This window comes from Flavobacterium bizetiae, assembly GCF_902804475.1.
Classification (GTDB): Bacteria; Bacteroidota; Bacteroidia; order Flavobacteriales; family Flavobacteriaceae; genus Flavobacterium; species Flavobacterium bizetiae.
In genome coordinates this window covers 1-26,676 of sequence record NZ_CADCSU010000131.1, presented here as the reverse complement: position 1 = coordinate 26,676, position 26,676 = coordinate 1, and the positions used below count along the sequence as shown (strand labels likewise).

The following is a 26,676-nucleotide window of genomic DNA, read 5'->3' as shown; positions in this document are numbered from 1 at the left end:
TATGGATTTTAAGGTTAAGTAACATTTAAATCATAAGCGGTAAGGTTTTGGGTTTAGCAAACAACGAAAGTGTTGTTGTTTTAATGTGTGGATAATTTACTTTTTTAAGAATAAAATGAATTATATTCTATTCTTTACCTAAAGATAATAAATTATCTATTACGTTCGATTATTTCTGCTAATAATTTTTTAGCTCGAAGTAATTTTACTTTTACATTGCTCAGAGGTTCATCGATTTTAAGTGCGATTTCCTGATACGTCATTTCCTGAAAATAACGCAACTGAATTACCTCCTGATAGTGTGGTTTCAGTTCTTTGATGCATTGTAGCAGGCGGGAAAGATTTTGCTCCTTAATTAAAGCGTCTTCAGCTGACGGAGTAGGGTCAGCAATATTGTAAGCTTGTTGGTCTTCGTTGTCAGTGATTTCTATAAAAAGACTGGTTTTCTTTTTACGTAATAAATCTATATAAACGTTTTTTGCAATAGCAATTAACCAGGTGTTGAATTGAAATTCAGGATTGTATGATCCTATTTTGTCAAAAGCTTTAGAGAAGGTCTCAATAGTGATATCTTCGGCAGTAGTTTCGTTTTCAGTACGCTTTAGCATAAAGCCGTACACTTCGTTCCAGAAATAATCTAATAAAAAAGTAAAGGCAATTTGATCGCCTTTTTTTGCTTTTTCTATTTTAGAATTTATTTCCAATATACAGGTTTTGAAAAGATATTAGTTATAAAGATATTAATTTGCGTGAATATAAGCATGATTTCTACAATAGGAAACCAAACTTTTAAGTCATTTTCTTTTAATTTTCCTGCCGAAAATCCAATTACGATCCAGGCAATAGTATAACGAGTCGCTAAAATAGCCAACACAGCAATCCATTGAAATTGAAATGCCAATAATACTATAACTGATATAAAGAAGAATAATTGTGAGATGAAAAACAGACCCAATTGCATTTTATCAAAGAATTTATAATACTGTGCAGTCGAAATATGTCTTCTTTTTTGGGTAAACCATTCTCTGTAAGTTTCCTTTGGTTTAGAATATGTAAAACTTTCCGGATTGTATGAAATGGTCGTATTGTTTTTGTTTGCCGCCTGATTGATAAACAAATCATCGTCGCCTGAACGAATCTGGATATGCTCAATAAAACCATTTACATTAAAAAACTCTTCTTTTTTATAGGCTAAATTTCTTCCAACTCCCATGTACGGAACTCCAAGTTTTGCCCATGAAAAATATTGTACAGCTGTTAGAACAGTTTCAAAACGAATAATTTTATTCAATAAAGAACGCTCTATTTTCTCGTAACCTCCATATCCTAAAACAATAGTTTTGTTCATGGTAAATTGAGAAGTCATTGCTGTAATCCAATTTTTTGATGTTGGGTAACAATCAGCATCTGTAAATAACAAATATTCTTTTTTAGAAGCTTTGATTCCTAAGGTTAAAGCATATTTTTTGTTTCCCCAGAAAGCTTCGTTGTTTTGTACTTTTACTAAGCGAATATTAGGATATTGTTGCTCAAATTCTTCAAAAACTTCTAAGGTTTCGTCGCTTGAAGCGTCATCTATTAAAACAATTTCGAAATCAGGATAATCTTGTTCTGCTAATAACGGAATGAATTTTTTAACGTTTTCTTCTTCATTTTTAGCACACACAATTACCGAAACTGGTAACTTTTTTGATGTAATTTCTTGTGGTTTACTAAAAGCAAACTTTCCAAAAATTCCTAAGTAGTAGAAAATCTGGATAAAAACGATAGCAATAAAGAAGTAAAATAAAGTTATAAGCATCTGATTTTAATGTCTTTTAATTTCTGAATCTTGCGAGTGCAAATGTACTTATGAATTCCTAGATTTCAATGGCTAAAGCCGATTTACTTTCGGCATTTCGACATTTCTTTCGCAACAGCAATAGCCTGAGGGTTTTCTGTTTTTTCTAATTCTGAAATTATGTTTTTATAATTGTGATCATCTCGGTTTTGTGATAGTTTTTTGGTAGCCTGAATTTCATCAATTTCAATTTCAAAACCAAAAATTCCTCTTGCTTCGCGCATTGTTTTAGTCGATAAATTCTCTACACGAACCGGATTTTCAGAACCAGCTTCGTATTTGTCAACCAATTTTTTTAGTTGTTCTATAGAGGTTGCTTCGTCTACAATCTTAATTCGGCCATAAACATGTACGGCTATATAATTCCATGTGGGTACATTTTCGTGATCGTACCAAGAAGAAGAAATATAACTATGCGGTCCTGTAAAAACGGCTAAAACCTGATCGTTTTCTGCAAAACCTTCTGCTTGCGGATTCAATTTTGAGAGATGTCCCTGTAAAATTTCTTTTCCGTCGGCATTAACTTCAAGTTCTATCGGAATATGTGTTGCACATAATTTTCCGTGAGTTTGATTGATTAGAATACCAAAACTATTTTCTTTCAAAAAAGTTCTGATCGATTCCGGATCTTCGTCTTTGTATAAGTCTGGTGTATACATTTTTTTTTCTTTTTTAGGGTCGATTTGCCACATTGTGAGATCCTGAGTTTTCGAGAGGAATGTCGATATAAAAAGGACTTCGACTTCGCTCAGTCTGACAATAATTTCAAATTTGTGCCAATTAGTGAAATTTGTGTTTTAAATCACATTAACTTCAGCTTCAATGTGAATTCCGAACTTATCGAAAACTGTTTTTTGAACGTCTTGCGAAACGGCTAAAATTTCCTGTCCCGTTGCGTTTCCGTAATTTACTAAAACCAAAGCTTGATTTTTATGAACTCCGGCATCTCCAAAACGCTTTCCTTTAAAGCCTGCTTGTTCAATTAGCCAGCCTGCCGGAACTTTTACTTCGGTTTCAGAAACTTCATAGAATTTCATTTCAGGGAAGTTTTGATGAATTTTTTCGAAATCAGATTTTAAAAGAATAGGGTTTTTGAAGAAACTTCCACTATTTCCTAATTCTTTCGGATCTGGTAATTTACTTTGTCTAATGGCAATTACAGCATTACTGACATCTTTTAAAGTGGGTGTGGTAATGTTGTTTTTAGCCAATTCGGCTGTAATATCTCCGTAAGAAATATTGATTTTATGATTGCGCTTAGTGAGTTTATAAATTACAGACGTAATAATATATTGATCTTTCACTTCATTTTTAAAGATGCTTTCTCGGTAGCCGAAATTGCATTCATTATTAGTGAAAGTTTTTATTTCCTGACTTTCAATGTTCATGGCTTCGCACGAAACAAAAGTGTCTTTTATTTCGGTTCCGTAAGCGCCAATGTTCTGAACTGGAGTTGTACCTACATTTCCCGGGATCAGCGACATATTTTCTAAACCTCCAAAATTGTTATCGATTGTCCAGAGAACGAAATCGTGCCAGGTTTCTCCCGCCTGACTTTCAACCCAAACAAAATCATCATCTTCTTTGATGATTTTTTTACCTTTTAAATCAATATGAATTACCAAAGCATCGATATCCTGGGTTAAAAGCATATTACTTCCTCCGCCTAGAATAAATTTTTTCTCGTTTTTGTTTTCTTCTAAAACAGATTTTAATTCATCAACAGAATGAACGGCAACGAATTGTTTTGCTTTGGCTTCAATGCCAAATGTATTGTAGTTTTTTAAAGAAAAATTGGATTGAATTTCCATAAATAAAAGGCTTTTATAATCTGAGTTCAAAAGTAAGGATTATAATTTTTTTTTAACCGCAAAGTTCGCAAGGATTTACGCAAAGTTCACAAAGTTTGTGTGAGAGTAGTTTTGTAAAACACAAAGTTCGCAAAGCATTGTATTGATAAAGCTTTGCGAACTTTGTTTTTTTTTAAAGTGTAGTGAGATAAAATCTTAGCTCCCGATAGTTATCGGGATTGCGGTTAAACTACTTTCGAGAATTCAGCAACTGATGATATTTATCTGCGATAATCTTCATATTAATATCATAATTTGCATTTTCCTCGACAAATTTTCTATTCTGAATAATAGCATTATTTCGGGATTCAGTATTCTCAAAAGACCAAATGAGTTCTTCGGCCAGCATTTTAATGTTATCAATTGCTATCAATTGTCCGTTTTCGCGATGTTTGATCCAGCTTTGATTTCCGGGAATATCCGAAACTACGGGATAGCAACAGCAAGCCATTGCCTCAAATAGAGAAGCTGAAACTCCCTCGGTGATGGGCATACTTATATATAGGTTTGATTGTTGTAATAATTTAGGAAGTTCAGTATTTGGGATTCTTCCTGTGAAAATTACTTTGTTTTCGATTTGTAAATCCTGAGCTAGATCTTTTAGAAATTGCAAACGAGTTCCGTCGCCAACAATCGTCAGGGAAAAATCGATTCCTTTTTGATGTAAAATAGCGAACGCTTTCAATATGGAATCATGACGATATTCGGGTTGTAAAGATCGTGTTACAATAGCTTCAATTTTGTTTGAATTATTGATAGAAGAAGAAAAAAGCGATAGATCGATTCCTTTTGGAATAACTAAAACTTTATTCATATCAACGCCAATTGCTTTCATTGAAATGGTCATAACCGGACCCCAGGCGTGAATTAAATCGGCTTTTTTGAAAGCGTGTTTCTGAATGATTTTTTTTAAGGGTAATAAAACAGAACCTTCCGGCCATAAATCGGTTCGGCCTTGTTGTGCAATTGCAATAGGATGCATTCCTGAAATTGCTGCCAAAAAACCATAACTGGTCGTTCTTTCGGCAATAATCATATCTGGTTTTTCTTTTCGGATTGTTTTGCGAATAGAAATGGGAGAGAAGACATATTCTAAAATACGCCTGAACCGGTTGAGTTTTGAATTGTTTGGTGTTTGAAGTTCCCAGGTGCAAATTTCAAAATCTCCAAATTCTTTCAAACCATTCATCCAGGTTATGGCGTCAGCGCGATAAGATTCTCCAAGAAAAAATATTTTTCTTTTTGTCATGTGGGGAGTAGTTTTTTTTGCCACGAATTTCTCGAATTTTCACTAATTAGTTCGTAGTAATTTTTACCTGTTTATTTTTTTTTGCCACAGATTAAAAGATTTTAAAGGATTTCTAATCTGTGTTAATCTGTGAAATCTGTGGCAAAAATTTTATCTAATTCATTAAAATTCTTCCTCTGTTTCTAAGGCGCGATTAATAAACTCGTTTAGAGGTTTTAAAGCGATAAGTTTTTTACTCATTTTAGCAACGAAGTCTTTTTGAATGACTTCGGCAATATCATATTTTTGAGTTGCTGTGAAACTTTTTAATTTTAAAAACTCAATGGCAGGATGGTCTTTTTCGTAACCTCTTGGTGGGTTTTTAAGTGAATTTCCTTCGTTTGTATCTAAGCTTCCAAATTCTTTTTTGAAGTTTTTATCGTTAAGAATAGCTTCCAGATCATCGTGGAAAAAAGCAATTTCTTTACGCACTTTTTTTAACTGATCGGGTTCTGGTGAATAAAATCCTCCGGCTATAAAACTTGCTCCTTTTTCGATGTGAACATAATATCCGGAACGATTTTGTCCTTTTGCGCCTGACGAAAGCCAAACACCAAGATGTGCTTTATAAGGAGATTTATCTTTAGAAAATCGAATATCGCGATTGATTCTGAAGGTACAATTTTTAACTTCTAATAATTCTAATGAGGGATCAAGCGGTTTCATTGCATCCAGAAAATCACTTACCAATTGGTGATAATCTTTTTTGAAAATCTCGTATCGTTTTTTATTGTCCTGAAACCAATCTCTGTTGTTGTTCTTTTTTAAATCGTCTAAAAATTGCAATGATTCTTTCGTTAGCATAATCTTCTTTGTTTTATTGCAGTTGTTTTCTTAAGTCTTTTTCGCTGATAAAGCCCGTTGTTTTCCATTGTACGGCTTTGTTTTCGTATAATACAATTGTTGGTAATTGATCAATTTTTAGTTGAGTTGCCAATGTTTTGTTTTTATCAACATCAATTCTAATAATGGTTACTTTGTCTGCCAGTTCTTTTTGCATGGTTAAAAGAAATGGTTCCATTTGCTTGCATGGTCCGCACCAAACCGCATAAAAATCTACGAGAACCTTTTTGTCTGAATTTAATAAATCATTAAAATCATTCATAGACATTCCGGCTGCTACTTCGGCAGGGATTCCAAATCCTTCTTCGTTCCAGTTCAGGAAACCACCATCTAGTTCGTAAACATTGGTAAAACCTAATTCGTTTAGTTTTGTTGCTGCTTTTTTACTTCTTCCTCCGCTAAGGCAATACACAAAAACAGGTTTTGATTTGTCGAAAGCTGCTGCTTTTGTTTCAAAATCGTCTGCGTTCCAGTTTACGTTTTTGGCATTTTCTATATGATCAGATTCGAATTCGTCTGGAGTTCGAACGTCTAAAATTTGTGGATGATCTGTTGTTTTAATTTTTTCTGCAAACTCTTTCGGATGTAATGATTCAAAAGGACTGGCTTTTTTTTCGTTACAGGAAATAAATACAATTGAAACAATTAGAAATAAAATTTTGTGGAATTTCATGAGATTAAATTTTAAAAATGGTATCGCTAAAATAGTGATTTTTCGATTTTGAATTCTTAATAGAAAGTGAAATAAAAACGTTGATCACGAATTTCATGAGTTAGTAAGAATTATTAAATAATCGTTTAGTTGCTTAGCTTTGACAAAGTTCAAGGTTAGTCTGCGTATTTTTGTCATCCCGAGGAACGAGGGATCTCCATAAGTAGCTCGACAAAGATTGAAGATTTTTATTGCGGAGTTTCTTGTGGAGATCCCTCGTTCCTCGGGATGACAATGATTGTGGTAACTTTGTTTTAAAACTTTGTCGAAACTTCAGAATCTGTTTAATCTTATAATCTGTGGCTAAATTATTTTAGACAAAGAATTAGTGATATTCGTGCAATTCGTGGCAAAAAAAAAACTCCTTACAAATTAAATATCTTGTAACTCTGATGTGTCGATTTTACAATAGTTTCAGTTCGTTCCGGATGAGTATCTGAAATAAAAAGCTGCCCGAAAGTTTCGGTATTGACCATTTCGATGATTTTACCAACGCGGGTTTCGTCGAGCTTGTCGAAAATATCATCAAAAAGCAATAATGGTTTTACACCACTTTGTTTTTTTAGAAACTCGAACTGAGCCAGTTTTAAAGCTATCAAAAATGATTTTTGCTGACCTTGCGATCCAAATTTTTTTATAGGATGAGAATCAATCTCGAAAGACAAGTCGTCTTTATGAACTCCTACGCTTGTATATTGCAGCGCTCGGTCTTTATTAATGTTCTCCTTTAATAATGTGAGTAGATCTTTTTCGAACAAATTGCTTTCGTAAACAAGTTGTACGGTTTCTTCAGATCCGGTTATGGCTTGATGATGTGTATTAAATATAGGTATAAATTGTTCGAGGAAATCTTTTCGTTTTTCGAAAATCGATTGTCCAAAACTATTTAGTTGCTCATTATATATAGATAAGGTATCGTTGTCGAAAGTATGGTTTAATGCAAAATACTTTAATAAAGCGTTTCGTTGTACAATTACTTTTTGATATTGAATAAGCTGATGCAAATAAGTCGAATCGAGTTGCGAGATAACACTATCCATAAATTTACGACGTGTTTCGCTTCCTTCGACAATTAAATCACGATCGGCCGGGGAAATAATTACCAACGGAATAAACCCAATATGATCAGAGAATTTGTCGTAAGCTTTTCCGTTTCTTTTTAAGATTTTCTTTTGTCCTTTCTTTAGGCTGCAAACGATTTGTTCGGTTCTGTCATTCTTTTCCAGTTCGGCATCAATAACAAAAAACTCTTCGCCGTGTTTGATGTTTTGTACGGCCAGGGGATTAAAATAACTTTTACCGTAAGCCAAATGATAAATGGCATCAAGTACATTTGTTTTTCCAATTCCGTTTTTGCCCACAAAACAATTGATCTTGCGGTCAAAATCAAAGCTGACTTCAGAGAAATTTTTATAATTGAATAATGAAATTTTGTTTAAATACATTTTTTTTGAAACTGTAATGATAAAAATTAACGTTTCCAGATTATGACTTTATCCTGCAGATTAGGTTTTTCTGCGACTGATTAAATGATTAAAAAGGATTTTGTTCTGCAAATTTAATTCAATAAATGCTTAATCTGTGAGAATCTCTAAAATCTGTGACTAAAAATTACTTTTTGCAGATTGCTTACTTCTGTTATGAAGAAAATAAGAGGAGGTGAACTATTGAGAAATGTCCAAATAATTAGGGTTTTAAGGGATTTAAAGCCTGATTATTTCGGTGATAAACAGAAAGAACAAGCTGTTTAGTGAATTATTTTTTTTAAATAGATATAAATTTACTTTTTTTTACGTTAGTTTCAATAAAAATTTTATTTTTGCCGTTCACTAAATTAATTTTAAATGGCTACTTACAATAAAAGAGGATATAAAGCACCAAAAGAAAAGGAAGTTAAAGAAGAAGTTGTCAATGAAGAACAACAAGTAATTCTTGATGGAAAAAACAGCAAAACAGCTGAGGTTTTTTCTAAATTAGATGAAACTGCTTCAAAAACTGAGGATTGGGTTGCTAAAAATCAAAAAATCATTATTGGTTTAGTTGCCGGTATTGCTGTGGCTACTATTGGATATTTGGCTTACCAAAAGTTCATCGAAGCTCCTAAACAAGACGAAGCTGCAAGCGAAATGTTTGTTGCTCAACAAAATTTTGATAAAGCAACTAATGGTGTTGCAAGTGATTCATTATATAAATTAGCATTGAACGGTTCTGAAGGTAAATTTGGATTCGTAAAAATCGCTGATGAATATTCTGGAACTGATGCTGGAAATTTAGCGAACTATTATGCTGGTATGGCATACTTAAATACTGGTAAATTTGATGAGGCTATTAAATACTTAGGTAACTTTAAATCTAAAGAAGCTATCATTAATGCTTTGGCAATTGGTGGAATTGGAGATGCTTATTCTCAAAAGAACCAACAAAAAGAAGCTTTAGAGTATTATGTAAAAGCTGCTGAGTCTAATAAAAACGATTTTACAACCCCTCGTTTCTTATTAAAAGCTGGTAAAACTGCATTGGCTTTAGGTCAAAAAGAAGACGCTTTGAAGTATTTAACAGATATTAAAGAGAATTACGATGCAACTCCGGAAGCAGCTTCTGTAGATGTATTGATTGGATTAGCGCAATAATAATTTTAGATTTTAGATTTAAGATTGTAGATTTGTATTTGAGAATTTAAAAATTTAAAATATACAGATGGCTACCGAAAATAAAAACTTATCAGAATACGATAAAAACACGATCCCAAATGCGAAAGACTTTCGATTTGGGATTGTTGTTTCTGAGTGGAATGAAACTATAACTGAAGGACTTTACAATGGTGCTTTTGAAGCGCTAATTGATAATGAAGTTCCGGCTCAACAAATTATTCGCTGGAATGTTCCAGGAAGTTTTGAGTTGATTTATGGTGCGAAAAAAATGTTGCAGACGCAAAATGTAGATGCGGTAATTGTAATTGGATGTGTAATTCAGGGACAAACCAAACATTTTGATTTTGTATGCGAAGGTGTAACACAAGGAATTAAAGATTTGAATGTTCAAACTGATATTCCGGTTATTTTTTGCGTTTTGACTGACAATAATATTCAGCAGTCGATTGATAGAAGTGGAGGAATTCACGGAAACAAAGGAACCGAAGCTGCAATTGCTGCAATCAAAATGGCATATATTCGTCAACAAGCTTCGATGTCGCACCCGTTTAACCAACCATTGTTGTCTTCAGGAGCACTACAAATAGAAGAAACTCCAATAAAAATCGAGAAAGAATAGCAATATTTTTCTTCTAAAATATTAAAAACCTGTGCTGTGTAAAATAGTACAGGTTTTTTGTTTTTTTTATGACAGCACTTATTCTAAAAGCCAAGAGAAATTCATTAAATTTGTGCTTCTTGGTTCAAAAATTTTAACCTTAACTTTTTAATTATTTTTTCTTAATGTCGAGTATTATTCAATTACTTCCTGATCACGTTGCTAACCAAATTGCCGCTGGAGAAGTGGTTCAAAGACCTGCTTCAGTCGTAAAAGAGCTGTTAGAAAATGCTGTTGATGCTAAGGCAACCGACATTAAATTAATCATTAAAGATGCAGGAAAATCATTAGTTCAGGTTATTGATAATGGTTCAGGAATGAGTGTGACCGATGCGCGTTTGTGTTTTGAGCGTCACGCTACTTCTAAAATTCGTCAGGCAGAAGATTTGTTTTCATTATGTACAAAAGGTTTTCGTGGTGAGGCATTGGCTTCTATTGCCGCAATTGCCCATATGGAAATGAAAACCAAGCAAGATCAGGACGAACTGGGAACGCATATTATAATCGAAGGAAGTAAATTTGTTTCGCAGGAAGTGGCCGTTTTACCAAAAGGAACTTCATTTGCGGTTAAAAATTTGTTTTTTAATATTCCGGCGCGTCGTAATTTTTTAAAATCAGATACGGTTGAATTTCGTCATGTTATGGATGAGTTTCAGCGTGTAGCTCTGGCGCACCCTAACATTCATTTTACGTTTTATCATAACGGCAGCGAAATGTATAATTTGCCCGCTGCAGGTTATCGTCAGCGTATTGTGGGGATTATGTCGGGTAAAACCAATGAAAAACTGGTTCCGGTGAACGAAGATACAGAGATTATAAATGTTCAGGGATTTGTTTGTAAACCTGAGTTTGCGAAGAAAAACAGAGGCGAACAATTCTTTTTTGTAAACGATCGTTTTATAAAAAGTGGTTATTTGCATCATGCAGTAATGGCGGCTTATGACGGACTTTTGAAAGATGGTTCGCAACCAAGTTATTTCTTGTTTTTGCAAGTTCCGCCCAATACAATCGATATCAATATTCATCCTACTAAAACAGAAATTAAGTTTGATGATGAACAAGCTTTGTATGCTATTTTAAGAGCGTCGATAAAGCATAGTTTAGGACAATTTAATGTTGCGCCTGTTCTTGATTTTGATCGCGATGCCAATTTAGATACACCATATCATTATAAAGATTTAGAAGCAGAAACGCCTACAATTCAGGTTGATGGAACTTTTAATCCTTTTACGGATGATAAAACCAATCAACATTATACAAAAGCAAGTTCGGGATCTGGTTCTGGTTACAGTTCAGGTTCTTCATCGTCATTTTCATCAGGTTCAAGTTCAGGTTCTTCTTATTCGGGTTATTCAAAAAGGGTAGAACCAACGGCAACTTGGGAAAGTTTATATGTTGGTTTAGATACAGAAAGTCCTGAAGCTATAGAAAGTTCACCTTTTACATTCGAAAATGAAGAAGTAACGTCGTCATTATTTAATGATAATGAAATAGAGCAGGCGAGTCAGGGAACGTACCAAATTCATAAAAAATATATTGTTTCGCCAATAAAATCCGGAATGGTAATCGTTGATCAGCAACGTGCGCACCAACGTATTTTATATGAGCAATTTTTGCTTAATATGACTGTGAATCAAGCCTCAAGTCAGCAATTGTTATTTCCTTTGAATTTGTTTTATTCTTCTGATGAAATGACATTAATCGAAGAATTAAAACCTTCCTTAGAAACAACAGGTTTTGTTTTTGAAGATGCGCAAACGGATCATATTGTAATTTCCGGAATTCCGGTAAATATTACCGAAAGTGAAGTTTCTCTTGTAATTGAGCAATTGTTAAGTGATCTGCAAGACGGAATCCCGGCAAATAGTTATAGTCAGAATGATACGATAGCCAAATCTATGGCTAAAAGTTTAGCGGTTAAAACAGGATCTTATTTAACCGAGAAAGAACAAGATAATTTAGTAAACGGTTTGTTTGCTTGTAAAGATCCAAATATTTCACCTTTTCAAAAACCTACCTTCATCACCATGCGTGTTGAAGATATAGATAAAAAGTTTGCCTTATGATGAATATGACTCCCGTAGTAAAACAATTACTGATAATTAATATTATCTTTTTTATTGGTTCTCAATTAGTGCCAGTTTCTTATGAATATTTTGCTATGTTTTTTCCTGAAAATCCAAATTTCAGAGCTTGGCAACCTATAACGCATATGTTTATGCATGGCGGAATTATGCATATTGCTTTTAATATGATTGCAATGGTTTCGTTTGGATCGGCATTAGAACATTTTTGGGGAGGTAAGAAGTTTTTATTCTTTTATATTTCCTGCGGATTAGGTGCTGCATTATTACATACGGCAGTAAATTATTATTCTTTTCAGGATACGATGAATGTTTTAATGGCCAACGGATATCAAAAAGCGGAGGTCTTGAAGCTTTTAAGTGAAGGAAAAATAGACACAAGATGGCAGGATTTAGTTTCTGTTTCTCAGTTTTCAAGTTTTACAGATTCTTATATCGGTACAGTTGTAGGGGCTTCTGGAGCTATTTATGGTTTACTAACAGCTTTTGCTTTTATGTTTCCTAATGCTGAGTTGGCTCTTATGTTTATTCCTGTGCCTATTAAAGCGAAATATTTTGTGCCGGGAATTTTAGCTGTCGATTTGTTTTTAGGATTTAGAGGAAGCTCTTTATTTGGAAGTGGAGGAACAGGAATTGCGCATTTTGCTCACGTTGGTGGCGCTTTGACAGGATTTTTAATTATGTGGTACTGGAAAAAAAATCAATTTAATAGTAATCGTTGGAATTAATTTTTAACTTTAATATCGTAAATAAAAACTAAAAAAAGCTTTTATGAATATTCTTGATGATTTAAAATTACAGTACAGATTGGGTGGTATAGCAATGCGTGTTATTTATTGGAACATTGCTTGTTTTCTGATCTCTTTAGTGTTCTTTTATTCATATTCAGGAGGAGGTTTTAATTATCCAACCTGGTTGGCTTTGTCATCGGATCCGAACATATTTTTGTTTAAACCGTGGACATTTTTAACCTATGCTTTTTTTCACGCGTCATTTCTGCATTTGCTGTTTAATATGATGGTTTTAAACTTTGCGAGCAATTTGTTTCTTACCTTTTTTACTCAAAAGCAATATTTAGGATTGTATATTTTAGGGGCCATCTTTGCTGGTGTTGCGTTTGCCTTGAGTTTTTACTTTTTTAATATTTCAGCTCCAATTGTTGGGGCTTCAGCAGCGATTATGGCAATTCTGGTTGCTGTAACAACATATCAGCCTTTAATGGGTGTGCGTTTGATGTTTTTTGGTAATGTTAAGCTTTGGCATATTACAGCAGTAATTCTGGTGCTTGATTTAATGCAGTTTAGATTAGATAATACCGGCGGACACGTATCTCATTTGGCCGGAGCAATTTTTGGTTTTGTTTATATTAAACTCCTTCAAAACGGAACAGATTTAAGCAAAATAGTTTCGAGAACATTAGATTTCTTTACAAATCTATTTAAAAAATCCCCTACGACCCCTTTCAAAAAAGTTCATAAAAATTACAAAAAACCTACCGAAAAAGTCACGTCAAGAATTGTTACGAAAGATAAAACGCAACAACAAATTGATGAAATTTTAGACAAGATTAGCCAGTCAGGCTATGATTGTTTGACAAAAGAAGAAAAAGAGTTTTTATTTAAAGCTGGAAAATAATCCTTTTAGCATAAGAATATGAAAAACCTTTCGTGGTTTAATAAAATAATGTTCTTTTTGAATATAGTGCTGACTGTAGTAACATTTAGTATTTATATTTTACCATTTTTAGCACCTAAGAGTTTTCCGCTTTTATCGGTGCTAACGTTGTTTATGCCGGCTTTTTTTGTGCTTAACGGGTTGTTCTTTATTTATTGGGCGATTCAGTTTAAAAAACGCCTTATTTTGTCTGGTTTGGTTTTGCTTACTGGAATTACCTTTATTAGCAAATTTTATAAATTCTCTGCCAAAGAATATATCAAAGATGAAAAAGACTTCTCGATCATGAGTTATAATGTGCGTCTTTTTAATGTTTTTAAATGGCTGGACCGAGATGATATTCCGTCTAATATAAAAAGTTTTATCGACGAACAGGATCCTGATATTCTTTGTATTCAGGAATATTCAAATTCAGCTCATATCGATCTAAAAGTGTATCCTCATCGCTATATTTTTATAGATGGTAATCAGATTAAAACCGGACAGGCTATTTTTTCTAAATTTCCTATTATAAATGAAGGTAATATTATTTTTCCTAAGTCTGATAATAATGTGGTTTATGCTGATATAAAACGCGGAAAAGATGTAATCAGAGTTTATAATATGCACTTGCAGTCGATTAAAATTTCGCCTGATGTAAGTGAGATTTCGAATAATATTGATAATGTAAATCAGGAAAAGTCGCAGCTTATTTATACCCGAATCAGTAAAGGGTTTAGGCAGCAACAGGAGCAGGCAGAAATATTTAAAGAGAATATTAAAAAATGCAAAACCCCATTTATTATTTGTGGCGACATGAATAATAGTCCGTTTTCTTATGTATACCGAAGTATAAAAGGAAAACAAAAAGATGCTTTTGAAGAAGCAGGAGAGGGTTTTGGGGCAACTTATAAATTTAAATATTACCCAGCCCGAATTGACTATATTTTTACCGACAGTAAAATGAAAGTAAAAGGATTTGAAAGTTTTCCTGATTTCGAAAACTCCGATCATTATCCTATTATGGCGAGACTTTCGATGGAATAGATTTTAAAAATAAACAAATTTTTAAAATTCCAAATTCCAAAAAAAAAATAGAAAGATTATACTAGTTTCTGTGTTTTTAAATAATCCATTGCAAATTTACCTTCATTAAAAAGTAAGTCTAATACACTTAGATTGTTGATGAATCCGTGTTTGTCATCAAAAACCTGAGTATATTTTTCGAATGCATTTGGATCTTTTTTTCCGTTTGCCAAAAATCTAAAATCAGTGATGTTTTCGGCTTCATGAAAGTATTCTGTAGTTTTAGAAAAGTCTAATTTCATTCGTAAACACTTTGTTACGATGTCTAGAACTTCCATATTCAAATCCATAAGGAAATTGTGTTGTTTTTCGAAAATTGGACGGATGTCGTCTTCGAAAAACTCAAAAAAAGGCGAACTTCTATATCCGGCTTCTAAGGATTTAAAATGTTGTTTTTGCCAGTCGAATTCATTCTCAATTAAAACATCTTTTGTTTTTTGATGTAATGTTTTAGAATGTTTAATAGGGATATTTAGCAGCTGAATTCCGTTTGGACTATAGATGTAAGTACGGTTTCTATTGGTTTGTTTTTGAAAATTATCTTCCATTTCAAAAGTAATATTTTCAGATTGAGCCATAACTGCAAAGTGACTAATAGACGGAAAATAGGTAGGAAGTAATAAGGAATTCATGATATTTTTTTGTTTAATCGGTAAATCGTTTAATCGTTCTTTTTTAAGAAACAATTAAACGATTTACCAGTTTAACGAATAAACGTTTTATGCTTTGTTTTCTTTTCTTTTTCTCCAGAAATATTCTCCAACAAAATATGCTGCAAGAACAATTAAGAAATATTTAAAGTACGATTGCGGTTGTCCTTCACCATTTACTGTAGTGAAAACTCGGTCCCAACGAACTTTGTTGATTCCTTTTCCGTTAGTGTCCCAGCTCATCCAGATAAAAACAGGCTTCCCTACAATATGATTTGCAGGCACATAACCCCAGTAACGGCTATCTTCAGAATTATGACGGTTGTCTCCCATCATCCAGTAATAATCTTGTTTGAAGGTATATGACGTAGCTTGTTTTCCGTTGATTAAAAAATGAGAACCATCCAACTGTAAAGTATTGCCTTCGTATTTGGTAATGATTTCTTTGTAAAACGGCAAAGATTCATTCGTTAACGCCACTGTTTTTCCTGCTTCAGGAATATAAATTGGTCCAAAATTATCCTGGCTCCATTTGTTGATATGAGGGAAAATTGCATTGTCGTTTCCTCTGTCAATTTCTCTTTTTACAGCAGTAATTCCGGGAGTGTTTTTTAAACGTTCAGCACTTGCTTCTGTTAATGCTCTGAAATAGATGGTATCTCTTTTCTCCTGATCTTTAATGTAAGCGCCATCAGTAATATCCAGTTCTTTCATTAATGATTCAAAATCAACCGGAGTTTTTCCGTCTAATGCAACTGAATAAGAATATTGAGGTTTAGCACGCTCAGGTAAGATTAATTTTTTTCCGTTAATAAAAACAAAACCGTCTACAATTGATAAACTGTCACCAGGAATACCAACACATCTTTTTACGTAATTCGATTTTTTATCGATTGGTTTTATAACGCCAGGTCTTCCTTTTGGCTCGTAGAAATAATGAACTGTATCTACTGGCCAGTTGAAAACCACAATATCTGATCGTTTGATTTTTTCTAAAGCCGGTAGTCTGAAATAAGGTAATTGTGGCCAGCTTAAGTATGATTTTCTTTTTAAAAATGGTATTGTATCGTGAACCATTGGTAAAGCAACAGTTGTCATAGGAACACGAGGGCCGTAGTTTACTTTGCTTACAAACAAGAAATCACCAATTAGTAATGATTTTTCTAAAGATGAAGTAGGAATTGTATAAGGCTGTACTACATACGTGTGTACTAATGTTGCTACGATAATAGCAAAAAGCAGAGAACTTATAGTGTCAGCAGTTTTATTTTGCGGTCTTAATTCTCTGTTGGCGTTATATTCTAATTTTTGAGTATAGTTTACATAATAGATGTAAAAACCAAAAGTAAAAATTCCTAAGAAAGTGTCTAAAGTAGATTTTTTACCAAATGTTCTTAAGGTTTCTACCCAAACAACAGGAAACATAATTAAATTAATAATTGGGATGAAAAGCAATAAAGTCCACCAAGTTGGGCGACTGATTATTTTCATTAAAATTATTGAATTATAAACCGGAATTGCAGCTTCCCAGGCTTTTCTCCCGGCTGCCTGATACAGTTTCCAGGTTCCTATAAAGTGAATTACTTGTACGGCTAAGAAAAATACGAACCAAAGATATAGTGTCATGGTTTTTTTTGTTTTATGTTTCAAGTTTCAGGTCGTTCTTTTGAAAACCTTACTACTTTAAAATTTGATTATTTTAAATTTAATACATCTTTCATGCTGTAAATTCCTGTTTTACCAGCAAGCCATTCAGCAGCAATTACAGCTCCAAGAGCAAAACCTTCGCGGTTATGAGCGGTATGTTTTAATTCGATGCTGTCTACAATTGAGTCGTAAGTTACGGTATGAGTTCCCGGAACATCGCCAATTCTTTTTGCTTCAATATGAATTTCATTTGATTTGGCCTGATCTAAAGTCCAATTGGCATAATTGCTATTTTCGATAACACCTTTTGCCAAAGAAATAGCTGTTCCGCTTGGAGCATCTAGTTTTTGAGTGTGATGAATTTCCTCCATCGTTACTTTATAAGAGTCAAACTGTGACATGATTTTAGCTAAATATTCATTCAGTTCAAAGAAGATGTTTACTCCTAAACTAAAGTTTGAACTAGAAATGAATCCGCCTTGTTTTTCGTTGCAAAGAGCAACCATTTCGTCAAAATGTTCTAACCAGCCTGTTGTTCCTGAAACAACTGGTACGTTATTGTTAAAACAGCTCGAAATGTTGCTTACTGCAGCAGTCGGAACGCTAAAGTCAATTGCAACATCTGCAGTTGAAAGTCCGTCGTATGTATTGAATTCGTCTTTCTTTAAAACAATTTCGTGACCTCTTTCTAAAGCAATTCGTTCAATTACTTTACCCATTTTTCCGTATCCTAAAAGCGCAATTTTCATTTTGTATGTATTTTTGAGTTCAAATAACCAGTGTTATTTAAAAGTGGTAATTAAAAGTTAGTCCAACGTTTGGTCTGAAAGTAATGTCGTTTGGATATACTTCCGGACGCATTGATAATCTTTCGCTTACGTTGAATTGAATTAAGGCAGCATCAACATTGGCGTCTATAATGTTTAGAGCATAAAAAGCAACGACAAATAAAGCAGATAAATCCCTGTTTCGTTGATAGAATTTCTGACCTGCAACAAGTCGGCTTTCATCCAGAAATTGGTATTTATCGTCATTATAACCTTCTAATCTTCGCTTATAAGCGTTACGATAATCGCGGTACTTGTTATTATTGTCGATATAAAAATATAAACTGGTACCAATTGCTCCGTAAACCAAAGGTATTTTCCAGTATTTTTTATTGTATGCCTGACCTAAACCGGGTAAGATTGCAGAGTAGAAAGCTGCTTTCGCTGGTGTAAGCGGATCTATTTCTTGTAACTTGCTAGTGTCTTTAACAACCAAAACCGTTTCGTTTTTTGCCTGGGCAAAAAGAGAAACGGTTCCTATAAGAAAGAACAATAGACTTATGGGGACAATCTTATTCACTATCGTTTATTAATTTTATAATTCGATTAAAGTCGGCTTCAGAATTAAACGGAATTGTAATTTTTCCTTTTCCGTTACCTGCGACTTTTACATCAACTTTCGCACCAAAATAATCATTAAAAGTGTTTTTTTGCGTTTCTCTCACCACAAACGAAGAATCTGCTTTTGGTTTTCCGTCAACTTTTGGTTTTAAACTTTCGTGATAATTTTTTACTAAAGTTTCTGTTTCACGAACAGATAGATTCTGGCTGACAATTTTTTGGTAGATATCAGTCTGAATGTCTAAATCTTCAATATTAATAATTGCTCTACCGTGTCCCATACTGATAAAACCATCACGAATACCTGTTTGAATAATCGGGTCAAGTTTTAAAAGACGTAAATAATTGGCAATTGTAGAACGTTTTTTTCCAACGCGCTCGCTCATTTGTTCCTGAGTCAATTGAATTTCATCAATTAAACGTTGGTACGAAAGTGCGATCTCGATTGGGTCTAAGTCATGACGCTGAATATTTTCAACCAATGCCATAACCAGCGATTCATTGTCATTCGCAATACGAATGTATGCAGGAACATGTGTAAGACCAACTAAAGTCGAAGCGCGCAAACGACGCTCTCCTGAAATTAACTGGTATTTATTGAAGTCTAATTTTCGAACAGTAATAGGTTGAATCACGCCAAGTTCTTTAATAGAAGTGGCTAATTCGCGTAACGATTCTTCATTAAAATTGCTTCTAGGCTGAAACGGATTTATTTCGATAGCACTTATTTCAAGCTCTATGATGTTTCCAACAACTTTGTCAGCATTTTTGTCATCTACTGATACAATGTCGTTTTCCGGATCTTTTAATAATGCTGATAATCCTCTTCCTAAGGCTTGTTTTTTAATTGCTTTTGTCATAAAAACTATTTACTGTTTTTCTTTATAATTTCTTGAGCTAAATGAATATAATTAACTGCTCCTTTGCTTGTTGCGTCATAATTAATGATGCTTTCACCAAAACTTGGAGCTTCGCTTAATTTTACATTTCGCTGAATAACGGTATCAAAAACCATATCGTTAAAGTGTTTTTGAACCTCTTCTACAACCTGATTAGATAAACGTAATCTCGAATCGTACATCGTTAGTAACAATCCTTCGATATCAAGATCCGGGTTGTGTATTTTTTGAATACTCTTTATCGTGTTCAATAATTTTCCTAATCCTTCAAGTGCAAAATATTCGCACTGAATAGGAATAACAACTGAATCAGCCGCAGTTAAAGCATTTAGGGTTAGTAAACCCAATGAAGGCGCACAGTCGATAATGATATAATCATATTCATCTCTTACACTTTCTAATGCTTTTTTAAGCATGTACTCTCTGTTTTCTTTATCTACCAATTCGATTTCGATGGCAACAAGATCAATGTGAGCGGGAATCACATCAACATTTACAGCTGAACATTTTATTATGGTTTCTTTAGGAGTGTTACTGTGTTCAAGTATCTGATAGGTACCCATCTCAACAGATTCTACATCAATCCCAAGGCCAGATGTAGCATTTGCTTGAGGATCAGCATCAATCAATAATACTTTCTTTTCTAAAACACCCAATGAGGCTGCAAGATTTACCGATGTAGTAGTCTTTCCAACGCCTCCTTTTTGATTAGCAATCGCAATGATTTTGCCCATTTATTTTCTGAATTTTGAACCGTAAAAATACAATTATTTATGGTTTCTGAAAATCTATTTTGTTAACATTTAAGAAACTTCGGTTAATCGTTGTATGGTGCGTGTTCTGAGGAATTTAATTTTTTGGATAATAAAAAAATAGTACCGAAAATTCGTTCTATTTGTTCTCGATTTTAGCATAGAAGAACAAATAAGCGGTTTGAATCTTAAAAAAGTATTTAAATGTTAAATTTTTGTCCCGCTCTTAATTTTTGCTTTTTAAATCTTTTATTAAACTGGCAGTAAAAAATAAAATTGTAATTCCGCCCAAAATAATACAAAGCCACATAAACCAGGATTGTTGCCAAAAAGATTTATTTGCCACAGCAGTTTTTACCGTGGTTTTATGCTGAATGTCGTAAAGCGTTGTTTGTGGCAAATTGACAACGATATTGTTTTTAAAATTCGAAAGATCATATTCCGGTTCACTAAGATTTTTATTTCCTGTTTTCAGGATATAATTTTCATTAACATTTAAATCTGCAATGATAGAAATGGGCTTTTGAAAGTATTTTATTTTCGAAATTGATAATGGCTGATTGTCGTGATTTTGAATTTTAATGTAAAATTCTTTTTCGAATATGTCAGGAAACACAAACGTATTCGTAGTATTTGAGTTTAACTCAAAAGAAGTAATTTCTTCCTCTATTATTTGAGATTTTCTTTTGGTTTCGCGTTTTATTTTCCTGTAAAGAATAACAGTACGCTTGTAATAAGTTGGTTTTGAAATTTCGAAGGAAATCTCATTGATAACCTGTGGCGCATCAAAAAGAACACGAATTTGAGTTTCTTTTTCTGATGGGATTTCTGTTGTTATGGATTGTTTTGGAAAGATTTCCTGTAAAGCGCTTTTTTGTAACTTCGAGTTAAAATTCCCGACTTTTAAAACATTGATCGGGAGTGTTTTTTTGTCATCAAAATCTATTTTTAGATAACGATATGTACTTAACGGATATGAAATTGTTTTAACAACGCTTGTTTCAGATCGACTGTTCAAATCATAAAGTGTTTGTGAATCAGATATTCCAAACCATTCTTTCTGGTCATCACTTCCTGAAACAGAATATTTCTTTTCTACATCAGAATTGGCTATGAATAACGAAAGCTGATTGTTGTGTTTATTAGACGGAATTTCAATAACAATCGAAGTGCTTTTTTTAGGATAAACTGTTTTCGAAACAATATTGTATTCTTCAAAAGTATTTGATGAAACGGCATTATTGCTCTGAAAAAAATACGGAACCTCATTTCCTTTAGAATCAAATAATCTAATGTCGCTCAAATCCTGTTTCGAAAATGATCGTACTTCAGGCGACAAAATAATTTCATTGAAACCATTCTGAGTGACTTTTTTTAGTTTGGCACTCGTTTGATATTGCCCAAACGAAAGGTTTGCGATAAGTAATAATGCGAGAAATTTATTTAGTTTCATTGTTTTGTTCAGTCTTATTTTCGTCAATAACTAATACTTTGATTTTTTGATAAACAAAAGAGATAATCAAAATTAAGATTCCTAAAAGAATAAACGATATGATTTTTCCGGTTTCAGAAATATTACTGATATCGTATAAAAATAATTTTAAAATGGTTAGTCCCAGTAATGATAAAGCGATTATTCTTAAAGATTTAAGTTGTTTTTTTATCCCTGTAATTAAAAATACAAAAGCTAAAATTCCCCAAAGAATTGGAAATCCTGTTTTTATGATTTTAGTTCGTGCTAAACCAATATAATCGTCGGCTATGAAATCACGTAAATAAGGCAAATTCGATTTGTAACTTGCATACATAGGACTTGTTTGTATGTCCTGAACTGTTACCGGAGAATTCATAAATACAAGACCATGAAGCATTACTTCTGAACTCGCGATATAAATGACAAAAAAGGCAGCAATCCACATAAAATAGCGACTTCTAAGAAAAGTAAAGTCGACTTTTTTATAGATTTGAAACAATTGATAACCAAAATAAATCGTGATAATTAGCGAAATATAATGAAGGTAAAAAGCAATCGATTTTCCGTTTCCTGAACTAATAATGTCTTTATGCTCAAGGAAAGGATAATTTGAAAACCAAAAAGTAAATAAAACAATATTGGCAATGGCAAGTAACAAAGCGCCCTGATATCCGGTTTCTGTTTTTCTTTTTATTAAATAAGATGTAAACAAAGCAGAGAATATCAAGTGATACAAAATAGGCAATGCTATAGCGCTGTAAATACTTTCGATAGAATGATTTGATTGATAAATAACTTCGAGTAAACCTGTGAAATAGGCAATTACAAAGCCAACTTCTAAAACAATCCTTCTGTATTTTCCAGGATTAAAACTAATGTCGAAAATAGTTGAGTTTTCGGTTTCATTTCTTAATAAATACCAAATTGCAAATAAAGAACCCGTAGCAAAAACACCCGTTATAAATATAGGATTTATGATGATGCTTAAAGGTGAGGCGCCATTGTAATATTTGTTCCAGTCCATAATCAGACTGAAGATCATTAAAATATGAACTATTATAGAACCAAATCTATAACTATTAATTTTAGATTTCTGAGACAACCATAATAATAAAACGGCTTCTGCTGCCCAAAATAGTGTAATATAATTGCCTTCAAACTGAATTGGGATCGCTAATGTTATAAATGTCAGCGTTAATCCGATAAGTAAGTAAGCAGCTTTTTGGTCAAGGTCGAATTTTTTGTATAAAAACCAGGCGTAAATTAAATTGAGTAAAGCAAGAATTGTAGTAAACAAACCTTTTAATTCCGGATGATAATTAGCCAAAATCGCCATTCCGGCACCATAAAATAAGAAGGTGTTGCTGGCCAAAATAGTCAGTTGCGTTTTAGAAAACTCTCCTTTTGATCTGATATTATTGATCAGGTTCATTAATATAAAAATGAAATAGAAAATAAATCCAAATACTAAAGCACCAAAATAATGTGGCTTATCAGAACTTAAATCTTTAGTTAACCATGCGGCATACAATAAAACAGTAAACAGGTAAGTAAGTATATTAACCAGATTCCATTTTTTATAATACGCAATACCTAAAATACCAACGTTTAGAATGATGATGTAAGTAAAGAGCACAACATAATTGCCTTCGCCTGTGCTTACCATAAACGGAACAGCAAATCCGCCTATTAATGAAAGTACTGCCAGTTCAATTCGGTCATAGGATAAAGATATTAAAGCACTAAATGCTGTAATGATTACCATGATACTAAAGGCAACGGTTTGATTGAACAAATGATAATCATGAAAAGCGATTCCAATTGTAAAATAGAAAATCGCAATCGCCCCCGCAACAATAACAGAACTAAATGCGGCGTAGTTTTTACGCAATTTGTGTGCAATTCCCATAACAAGAGCGCCACATAAAACACCAATTCCAACTCGGGCAGGTTCGTTGATCCAGTCTTTGTCGATGGCATATTTTACAAAATAGCTAATTCCTAATACGAGGATTAAAACACCAATTTTGTTGATAAGGTTTTCTCCAATAAACTTTTCTAAATCCGGATTTTTTTCTTTGAAATTTTCCCAGAATGATTTTTCCGGTTCAGCAGGAATTATTGGTTTCTGAATTTTTTCTTCGCGCGTTGGAGCAACTTGTAATTCTATCGGAAAAAGCGGTTTCTCTGGTTTAATTTCCTGAACTTCTTCTTTTAAAATCGGAACCGGAATTGTGTCTTTAACAATTTCTGGTTGTGCCGGTTCAAAAGTATTTTGGTTAGATTGCTCAGGCTCGATCTTAAACTCTTCTTTTTTTACAACCGGAATTGGCGCAACCGGAATAGTTTCAGAAGTTTTTTCAATTGTTTTTAAGAGATCAATCTTTTTACTAAGTTTTTGAATGTCGTTTTCGAGATTGTTAAAACGACCTTTGATTGTATTGAATATATAGATTAAAAAACAAAATAACGCAGCTAAAAGAAAACCTTCCATATAGAAATAAGTATAATGTTATGATTGGTAAATATAATAACATTTTAATACGAAGGTAATTTTTTTAGTTCTTTTCGTGTTAATTGAAAAGTTATCGTAAAGAGACTTAAGGATATAGGTAGTTTGAGAAAAAAAGAATTGTTTTTATTTTAAAAATTCTTTTGGATAAGCCAAAAATAGTTCTATCTTTGCACCCGCTTACGGGGTGTAGCGTAGCCCGGTTATCGCGCCTGCTTTGGGAGCAGGAGGCCGCAGGTTCGAATCCTGCCACCCCGACAAAAGTCTTTTCATTTATTTGGAGAGACTTTTTTTTGTCTTTTACTGAATTCCTTTATTGAAATTAATAAATATTAAAAAGCCATAACGGTTATCGCGTCCCGATTGCGAATCGGGAAGACCGCAGGTTGCCACCCCGACAAAAGTCTTTTTTCATTATTTAAGAAGACTTTCTTGCTGTATAATTGAGAATCATGCAATATGAGCTTCTTTTATTTCTGCCTTATTCATTATTCTCTATTTCAGAATAGCAAAAACTGATTAATTGAGTTCTTTATTCCAACAATAAAAACTTACTTTTGCACCATCAATTATTAATAGAATCATATTATGTCAGATACAATCAAAAAAATTAAATGCCTAATCATAGGTTCTGGTCCAGCGGGTTATACTGCTGCTATTTATGCTGCCAGAGCAAATATGAATCCAGTTTTATATCAGGGAATGCAACCTGGTGGTCAGTTGACTACAACTAATGAAGTAGAAAATTTTCCAGGTTATGTTGATGGTGTTACAGGACCGGAAATGATGATTCAGTTGCAAGAACAAGCAAAACGTTTTGGTGCTGATATCCGTGATGGATGGGCGACAAAAGTTGATTTTTCAGGAGATATTCATAAAGTTTGGATCAACGATTCAATCGAATTGCACTGCGAAACTGTTATTATTTCTACAGGAGCATCTGCAAAATATTTAGGATTACCATCAGAACAACATTATTTACAAATGGGCGGTGGAGTTTCTGCTTGTGCTGTTTGTGACGGTTTCTTCTACCGTAATCAGGAAGTGGTAATTGTTGGAGCAGGAGATTCTGCTTGCGAAGAAGCACATTACTTATCTAAACTTTGTAAAAAAGTAACCATGTTGGTAAGAAGCGAAAAATTCAGAGCTTCTAAAATTATGGAAGAACGCGTTCGCAAAACCGAAAACATCGAGATTTTACTAAACCACGATACTGTTGAAGTATTAGGTGACGAGCAAGTAGTACACGCTATAAAAGCATTGAACAAAACTACTGGCGAAGTTATCGAAATTCCTGCTACAGGATTTTTCGTTGCTATTGGTCATAAACCAAATACAGATATTTTTAAAGACTATATCACTCTTGATGAAACTGGTTATATTGTAAATACTCCGGGAACGTCTAATACTAATGTACCAGGTGTTTTTGTAGCTGGTGATGCTGCAGATCATGTATACCGTCAGGCAATTACTGCTGCAGGTACAGGATGTATGGCTGCATTAGATGCTGAAAGATATTTGGCTTCAAAAGAATAAATTCAGTCGCAGTATTCAGTTTCAGTTTCCAGTTTTTTTATGGGAATCTGAAATCGACTAAAAACAAAAAGTCCCAATCGTAAAGATTGGGACTTTTTGTTTTTAAGTTTCAATCTAAGAACTGAAACTGAATACTGCGACTTTTTTATTTAATCTTCTTCAAAAGTTTTGCTTCTTCAGAAAAACGAGTCAATGTTATGGCCGGACTTCCTAAAAGAGAAAGTTCTGCTTTATCACCAAGTGCGATTGAAACAGTCGTTTCTGCTAAAATACTTCCTACCGCATAATTTTCTACTGTAATATTGGCATCTTTTAAAGTAAATTTAGTTCCGGTAAAGATTGAATTATTATCTAAACGAATAGTAGCTTTTTCAGCAATCCCTTCAATATTGGCAACTGCTTTTTGATATAAATCACATCTGAATTTTATGGCAGACACTAATGTTTTAATCGATGCGTTTTTGCTTAATTGTAAATTTGCGTCTTCAGACTTTAAGTTCAATTCAGTTTTTGATTTATCATCAGCAAATAAATTGAATTTTTTAGAATTTACATTCAGGAATAATTTTGCGTAATCAAAAGTATTAAAAGTAATATCGTCTAACTGAAGCTCCTGAATAGCGTAAACTACAGCATCATTTTTTGCTATTACCGTTTTTAGAGAACTCGTATACGTAACACGAACAATTAGTTTTTTAAAAATAGTACTTTCTTTAGAAGTATATAAACGAAGTACTTTTTCTCTTAAGTCCATCCCGATGATATCATGTAAATTGTCATCGGCTTCAATTTTTATTTCGTTTTTTTCTCCTCTTTCAAGATAAACTTCCAGATTATCATCGGCTTCAATGCCATCAAATTCTCCTACTTCTTTTACTGAAGTGGTTACGATTTTAGATCCTTTTATTTTTTCTCTTCTTTGACCAAAAGTAAATGTTGTAACCAATAACAATAGGAGCAGGGCTGTATTCTTTTTCATTAATTCTAGATTTGATTTTCACAAATATAAAAAAATCATCCACTTTCGATGAATGATTTTTTTATATTTAACAGATGTCTTGTCCTGAAATAGCGATACATAAAAAGTATCATTATGGAAAAAGATCAAGAATTACGCTATGTAAAGCGTACACAGAAAGATTACAGTATGTCT

24 protein-coding genes and 1 tRNA gene are annotated in these 26,676 nt (G+C 33.2%); 8 read left to right on the top strand and 17 right to left on the bottom strand.

What is annotated here, in order from left to right; genetic code table 11:
* Positions 1 to 152: 152 nt before the first annotated feature.
* The 8 genes from FLACOL7796_RS18130 to recF all read right to left on the bottom strand — a co-directional run bounded on the left by FLACOL7796_RS18130 (position 153) and on the right by recF (position 7,978).
* Complete coding sequence (locus FLACOL7796_RS18130; RefSeq protein ID WP_173972139.1) at positions 153 to 704, bottom strand: RNA polymerase sigma factor; 552 nt, start codon at positions 702 to 704, stop codon at positions 153 to 155.
* Positions 695 to 1,801 (bottom strand): glycosyltransferase, encoded by a 1,107-nt coding sequence (locus tag FLACOL7796_RS18125; protein ID WP_173972138.1) that lies wholly within the window; start codon positions 1,799 to 1,801, stop codon positions 695 to 697. The genes FLACOL7796_RS18130 and FLACOL7796_RS18125 overlap by 10 nt, the downstream gene beginning before the upstream one ends.
* An 83-nt stretch (positions 1,802 to 1,884) precedes the next feature.
* Complete coding sequence (locus FLACOL7796_RS18120; protein WP_173972137.1) at positions 1,885 to 2,499, bottom strand: FMN-binding negative transcriptional regulator; 615 nt, start codon at positions 2,497 to 2,499, stop codon at positions 1,885 to 1,887.
* Positions 2,500 to 2,637: 138 nt separating this feature from the next.
* Positions 2,638 to 3,651, bottom strand: coding sequence for a UDP-N-acetylmuramate dehydrogenase (gene murB / locus FLACOL7796_RS18115; protein ID WP_173972136.1), 1,014 nt, complete (start codon positions 3,649 to 3,651; stop codon positions 2,638 to 2,640).
* A gap of 229 nt (positions 3,652 to 3,880) precedes the next feature.
* Entirely contained in the window at positions 3,881 to 4,939 is a 1,059-nt protein-coding gene (locus FLACOL7796_RS18110) for a glycosyltransferase (protein ID WP_173972135.1), read from the bottom strand.
* Between the two features lie 162 nt (positions 4,940 to 5,101).
* Positions 5,102 to 5,782: a DUF2461 domain-containing protein gene (locus tag FLACOL7796_RS18105; protein WP_173972134.1), complete on the bottom strand. Its 681-nt coding sequence runs from the start codon at positions 5,780 to 5,782 to the stop codon at positions 5,102 to 5,104.
* A gap of 13 nt (positions 5,783 to 5,795) precedes the next feature.
* Positions 5,796 to 6,494 carry a thioredoxin domain-containing protein gene (locus FLACOL7796_RS18100; RefSeq protein ID WP_173972133.1) on the bottom strand — a complete coding sequence of 233 codons (699 nt, stop codon included), beginning with the start codon at positions 6,492 to 6,494 and terminating at the stop codon, positions 5,796 to 5,798.
* Positions 6,495 to 6,898: 404 nt separating this feature from the next.
* Positions 6,899 to 7,978, bottom strand: a complete 1,080-nt coding sequence (gene recF, locus FLACOL7796_RS18095; protein WP_173972132.1) for a DNA replication/repair protein RecF — start codon at positions 7,976 to 7,978, stop codon at positions 6,899 to 6,901.
* Positions 7,979 to 8,377: 399 nt separating this feature from the next.
* Here recF and FLACOL7796_RS18090 point away from each other — a divergent pair, with 399 nt between their 5' ends.
* The 6 genes from FLACOL7796_RS18090 to FLACOL7796_RS18065 all read left to right on the top strand — a co-directional run bounded on the left by FLACOL7796_RS18090 (position 8,378) and on the right by FLACOL7796_RS18065 (position 14,626).
* On the top strand, positions 8,378 to 9,163 hold the full coding sequence (locus tag FLACOL7796_RS18090) for a tetratricopeptide repeat protein (protein WP_173972131.1): 786 nt from the start codon (positions 8,378 to 8,380) through the stop codon (positions 9,161 to 9,163).
* 67 nt (positions 9,164 to 9,230) lie between these two features.
* Positions 9,231 to 9,803, top strand: coding sequence for a 6,7-dimethyl-8-ribityllumazine synthase (ribH, locus tag FLACOL7796_RS18085; RefSeq protein WP_173972130.1), 573 nt, complete (start codon positions 9,231 to 9,233; stop codon positions 9,801 to 9,803).
* 164 nt (positions 9,804 to 9,967) lie between these two features.
* Positions 9,968 to 11,908, top strand: a complete 1,941-nt coding sequence (gene mutL, locus FLACOL7796_RS18080) for a DNA mismatch repair endonuclease MutL (RefSeq protein WP_173972129.1) — start codon at positions 9,968 to 9,970, stop codon at positions 11,906 to 11,908.
* Entirely contained in the window at positions 11,905 to 12,654 is a 750-nt protein-coding gene (locus FLACOL7796_RS18075; RefSeq protein WP_173972128.1) for a rhomboid family intramembrane serine protease, read from the top strand. The genes mutL and FLACOL7796_RS18075 overlap by 4 nt, the downstream gene beginning before the upstream one ends.
* Positions 12,655 to 12,697: 43 nt before the next feature.
* Positions 12,698 to 13,561 carry a rhomboid family protein gene (locus tag FLACOL7796_RS18070; RefSeq protein WP_173972127.1) on the top strand — a complete coding sequence of 288 codons (864 nt, stop codon included), beginning with the start codon at positions 12,698 to 12,700 and terminating at the stop codon, positions 13,559 to 13,561.
* A gap of 18 nt (positions 13,562 to 13,579) precedes the next feature.
* Positions 13,580 to 14,626 carry an endonuclease/exonuclease/phosphatase family protein gene (locus tag FLACOL7796_RS18065; protein WP_173972126.1) on the top strand — a complete coding sequence of 349 codons (1,047 nt, stop codon included), beginning with the start codon at positions 13,580 to 13,582 and terminating at the stop codon, positions 14,624 to 14,626.
* Between the two features lie 56 nt (positions 14,627 to 14,682).
* On the opposite strand, the gene FLACOL7796_RS18060 is transcribed toward FLACOL7796_RS18065, so the two are convergent.
* The 8 genes from FLACOL7796_RS18060 to FLACOL7796_RS18025 all read right to left on the bottom strand — a co-directional run bounded on the left by FLACOL7796_RS18060 (position 14,683) and on the right by FLACOL7796_RS18025 (position 23,969).
* Positions 14,683 to 15,297 carry a WbqC family protein gene (locus tag FLACOL7796_RS18060; RefSeq protein WP_173972125.1) on the bottom strand — a complete coding sequence of 205 codons (615 nt, stop codon included), beginning with the start codon at positions 15,295 to 15,297 and terminating at the stop codon, positions 14,683 to 14,685.
* 87 nt (positions 15,298 to 15,384) lie between these two features.
* The gene (lepB, locus tag FLACOL7796_RS18055) at positions 15,385 to 16,941 is read right to left on the bottom strand and encodes a signal peptidase I (protein ID WP_173972124.1); all 1,557 of its coding nucleotides are present in this window, start codon (positions 16,939 to 16,941) and stop codon (positions 15,385 to 15,387) included.
* A gap of 68 nt (positions 16,942 to 17,009) precedes the next feature.
* Entirely contained in the window at positions 17,010 to 17,711 is a 702-nt protein-coding gene (dapB, locus tag FLACOL7796_RS18050) for a 4-hydroxy-tetrahydrodipicolinate reductase (protein WP_173972123.1), read from the bottom strand.
* A gap of 37 nt (positions 17,712 to 17,748) precedes the next feature.
* Complete coding sequence (locus FLACOL7796_RS18045; protein ID WP_173972122.1) at positions 17,749 to 18,309, bottom strand: DUF5683 domain-containing protein; 561 nt, start codon at positions 18,307 to 18,309, stop codon at positions 17,749 to 17,751.
* Entirely contained in the window at positions 18,302 to 19,210 is a 909-nt protein-coding gene (locus tag FLACOL7796_RS18040; protein WP_173972121.1) for a ParB/RepB/Spo0J family partition protein, read from the bottom strand. The genes FLACOL7796_RS18045 and FLACOL7796_RS18040 overlap by 8 nt, the downstream gene beginning before the upstream one ends.
* 5 nt (positions 19,211 to 19,215) lie before the next feature.
* A complete protein-coding gene (locus FLACOL7796_RS18035) occupies positions 19,216 to 19,983 on the bottom strand; it encodes a ParA family protein (protein WP_173972120.1) in 768 nt (255 codons plus the stop codon).
* A gap of 244 nt (positions 19,984 to 20,227) precedes the next feature.
* Complete coding sequence (locus FLACOL7796_RS18030; RefSeq protein WP_173972119.1) at positions 20,228 to 21,454, bottom strand: hypothetical protein; 1,227 nt, start codon at positions 21,452 to 21,454, stop codon at positions 20,228 to 20,230.
* On the bottom strand, positions 21,441 to 23,969 hold the full coding sequence (locus tag FLACOL7796_RS18025) for a DUF2339 domain-containing protein (protein WP_173972118.1): 2,529 nt from the start codon (positions 23,967 to 23,969) through the stop codon (positions 21,441 to 21,443). Before FLACOL7796_RS18025 ends, FLACOL7796_RS18030 begins: the two co-directional genes overlap by 14 nt.
* Positions 23,970 to 24,170: 201 nt before the next feature.
* Between FLACOL7796_RS18025 and FLACOL7796_RS18020 the strand changes: the two genes are divergently transcribed.
* Together FLACOL7796_RS18020 and trxB are read left to right on the top strand one after the other, a co-directional pair.
* Positions 24,171 to 24,245, top strand: a tRNA-Pro gene (locus FLACOL7796_RS18020).
* A 330-nt stretch (positions 24,246 to 24,575) separates the two neighbouring features.
* Positions 24,576 to 25,523: a thioredoxin-disulfide reductase gene (trxB, locus tag FLACOL7796_RS18015; RefSeq protein ID WP_173972117.1), complete on the top strand. Its 948-nt coding sequence runs from the start codon at positions 24,576 to 24,578 to the stop codon at positions 25,521 to 25,523.
* A 145-nt stretch (positions 25,524 to 25,668) separates the two neighbouring features.
* Here the strand turns inward: trxB and FLACOL7796_RS18010 are convergent, their stop codons facing one another.
* Positions 25,669 to 26,502, bottom strand: a complete 834-nt coding sequence (locus FLACOL7796_RS18010) for a GIN domain-containing protein (RefSeq protein WP_173972116.1) — start codon at positions 26,500 to 26,502, stop codon at positions 25,669 to 25,671.
* Positions 26,503 to 26,676 lie beyond the last annotated feature (174 nt).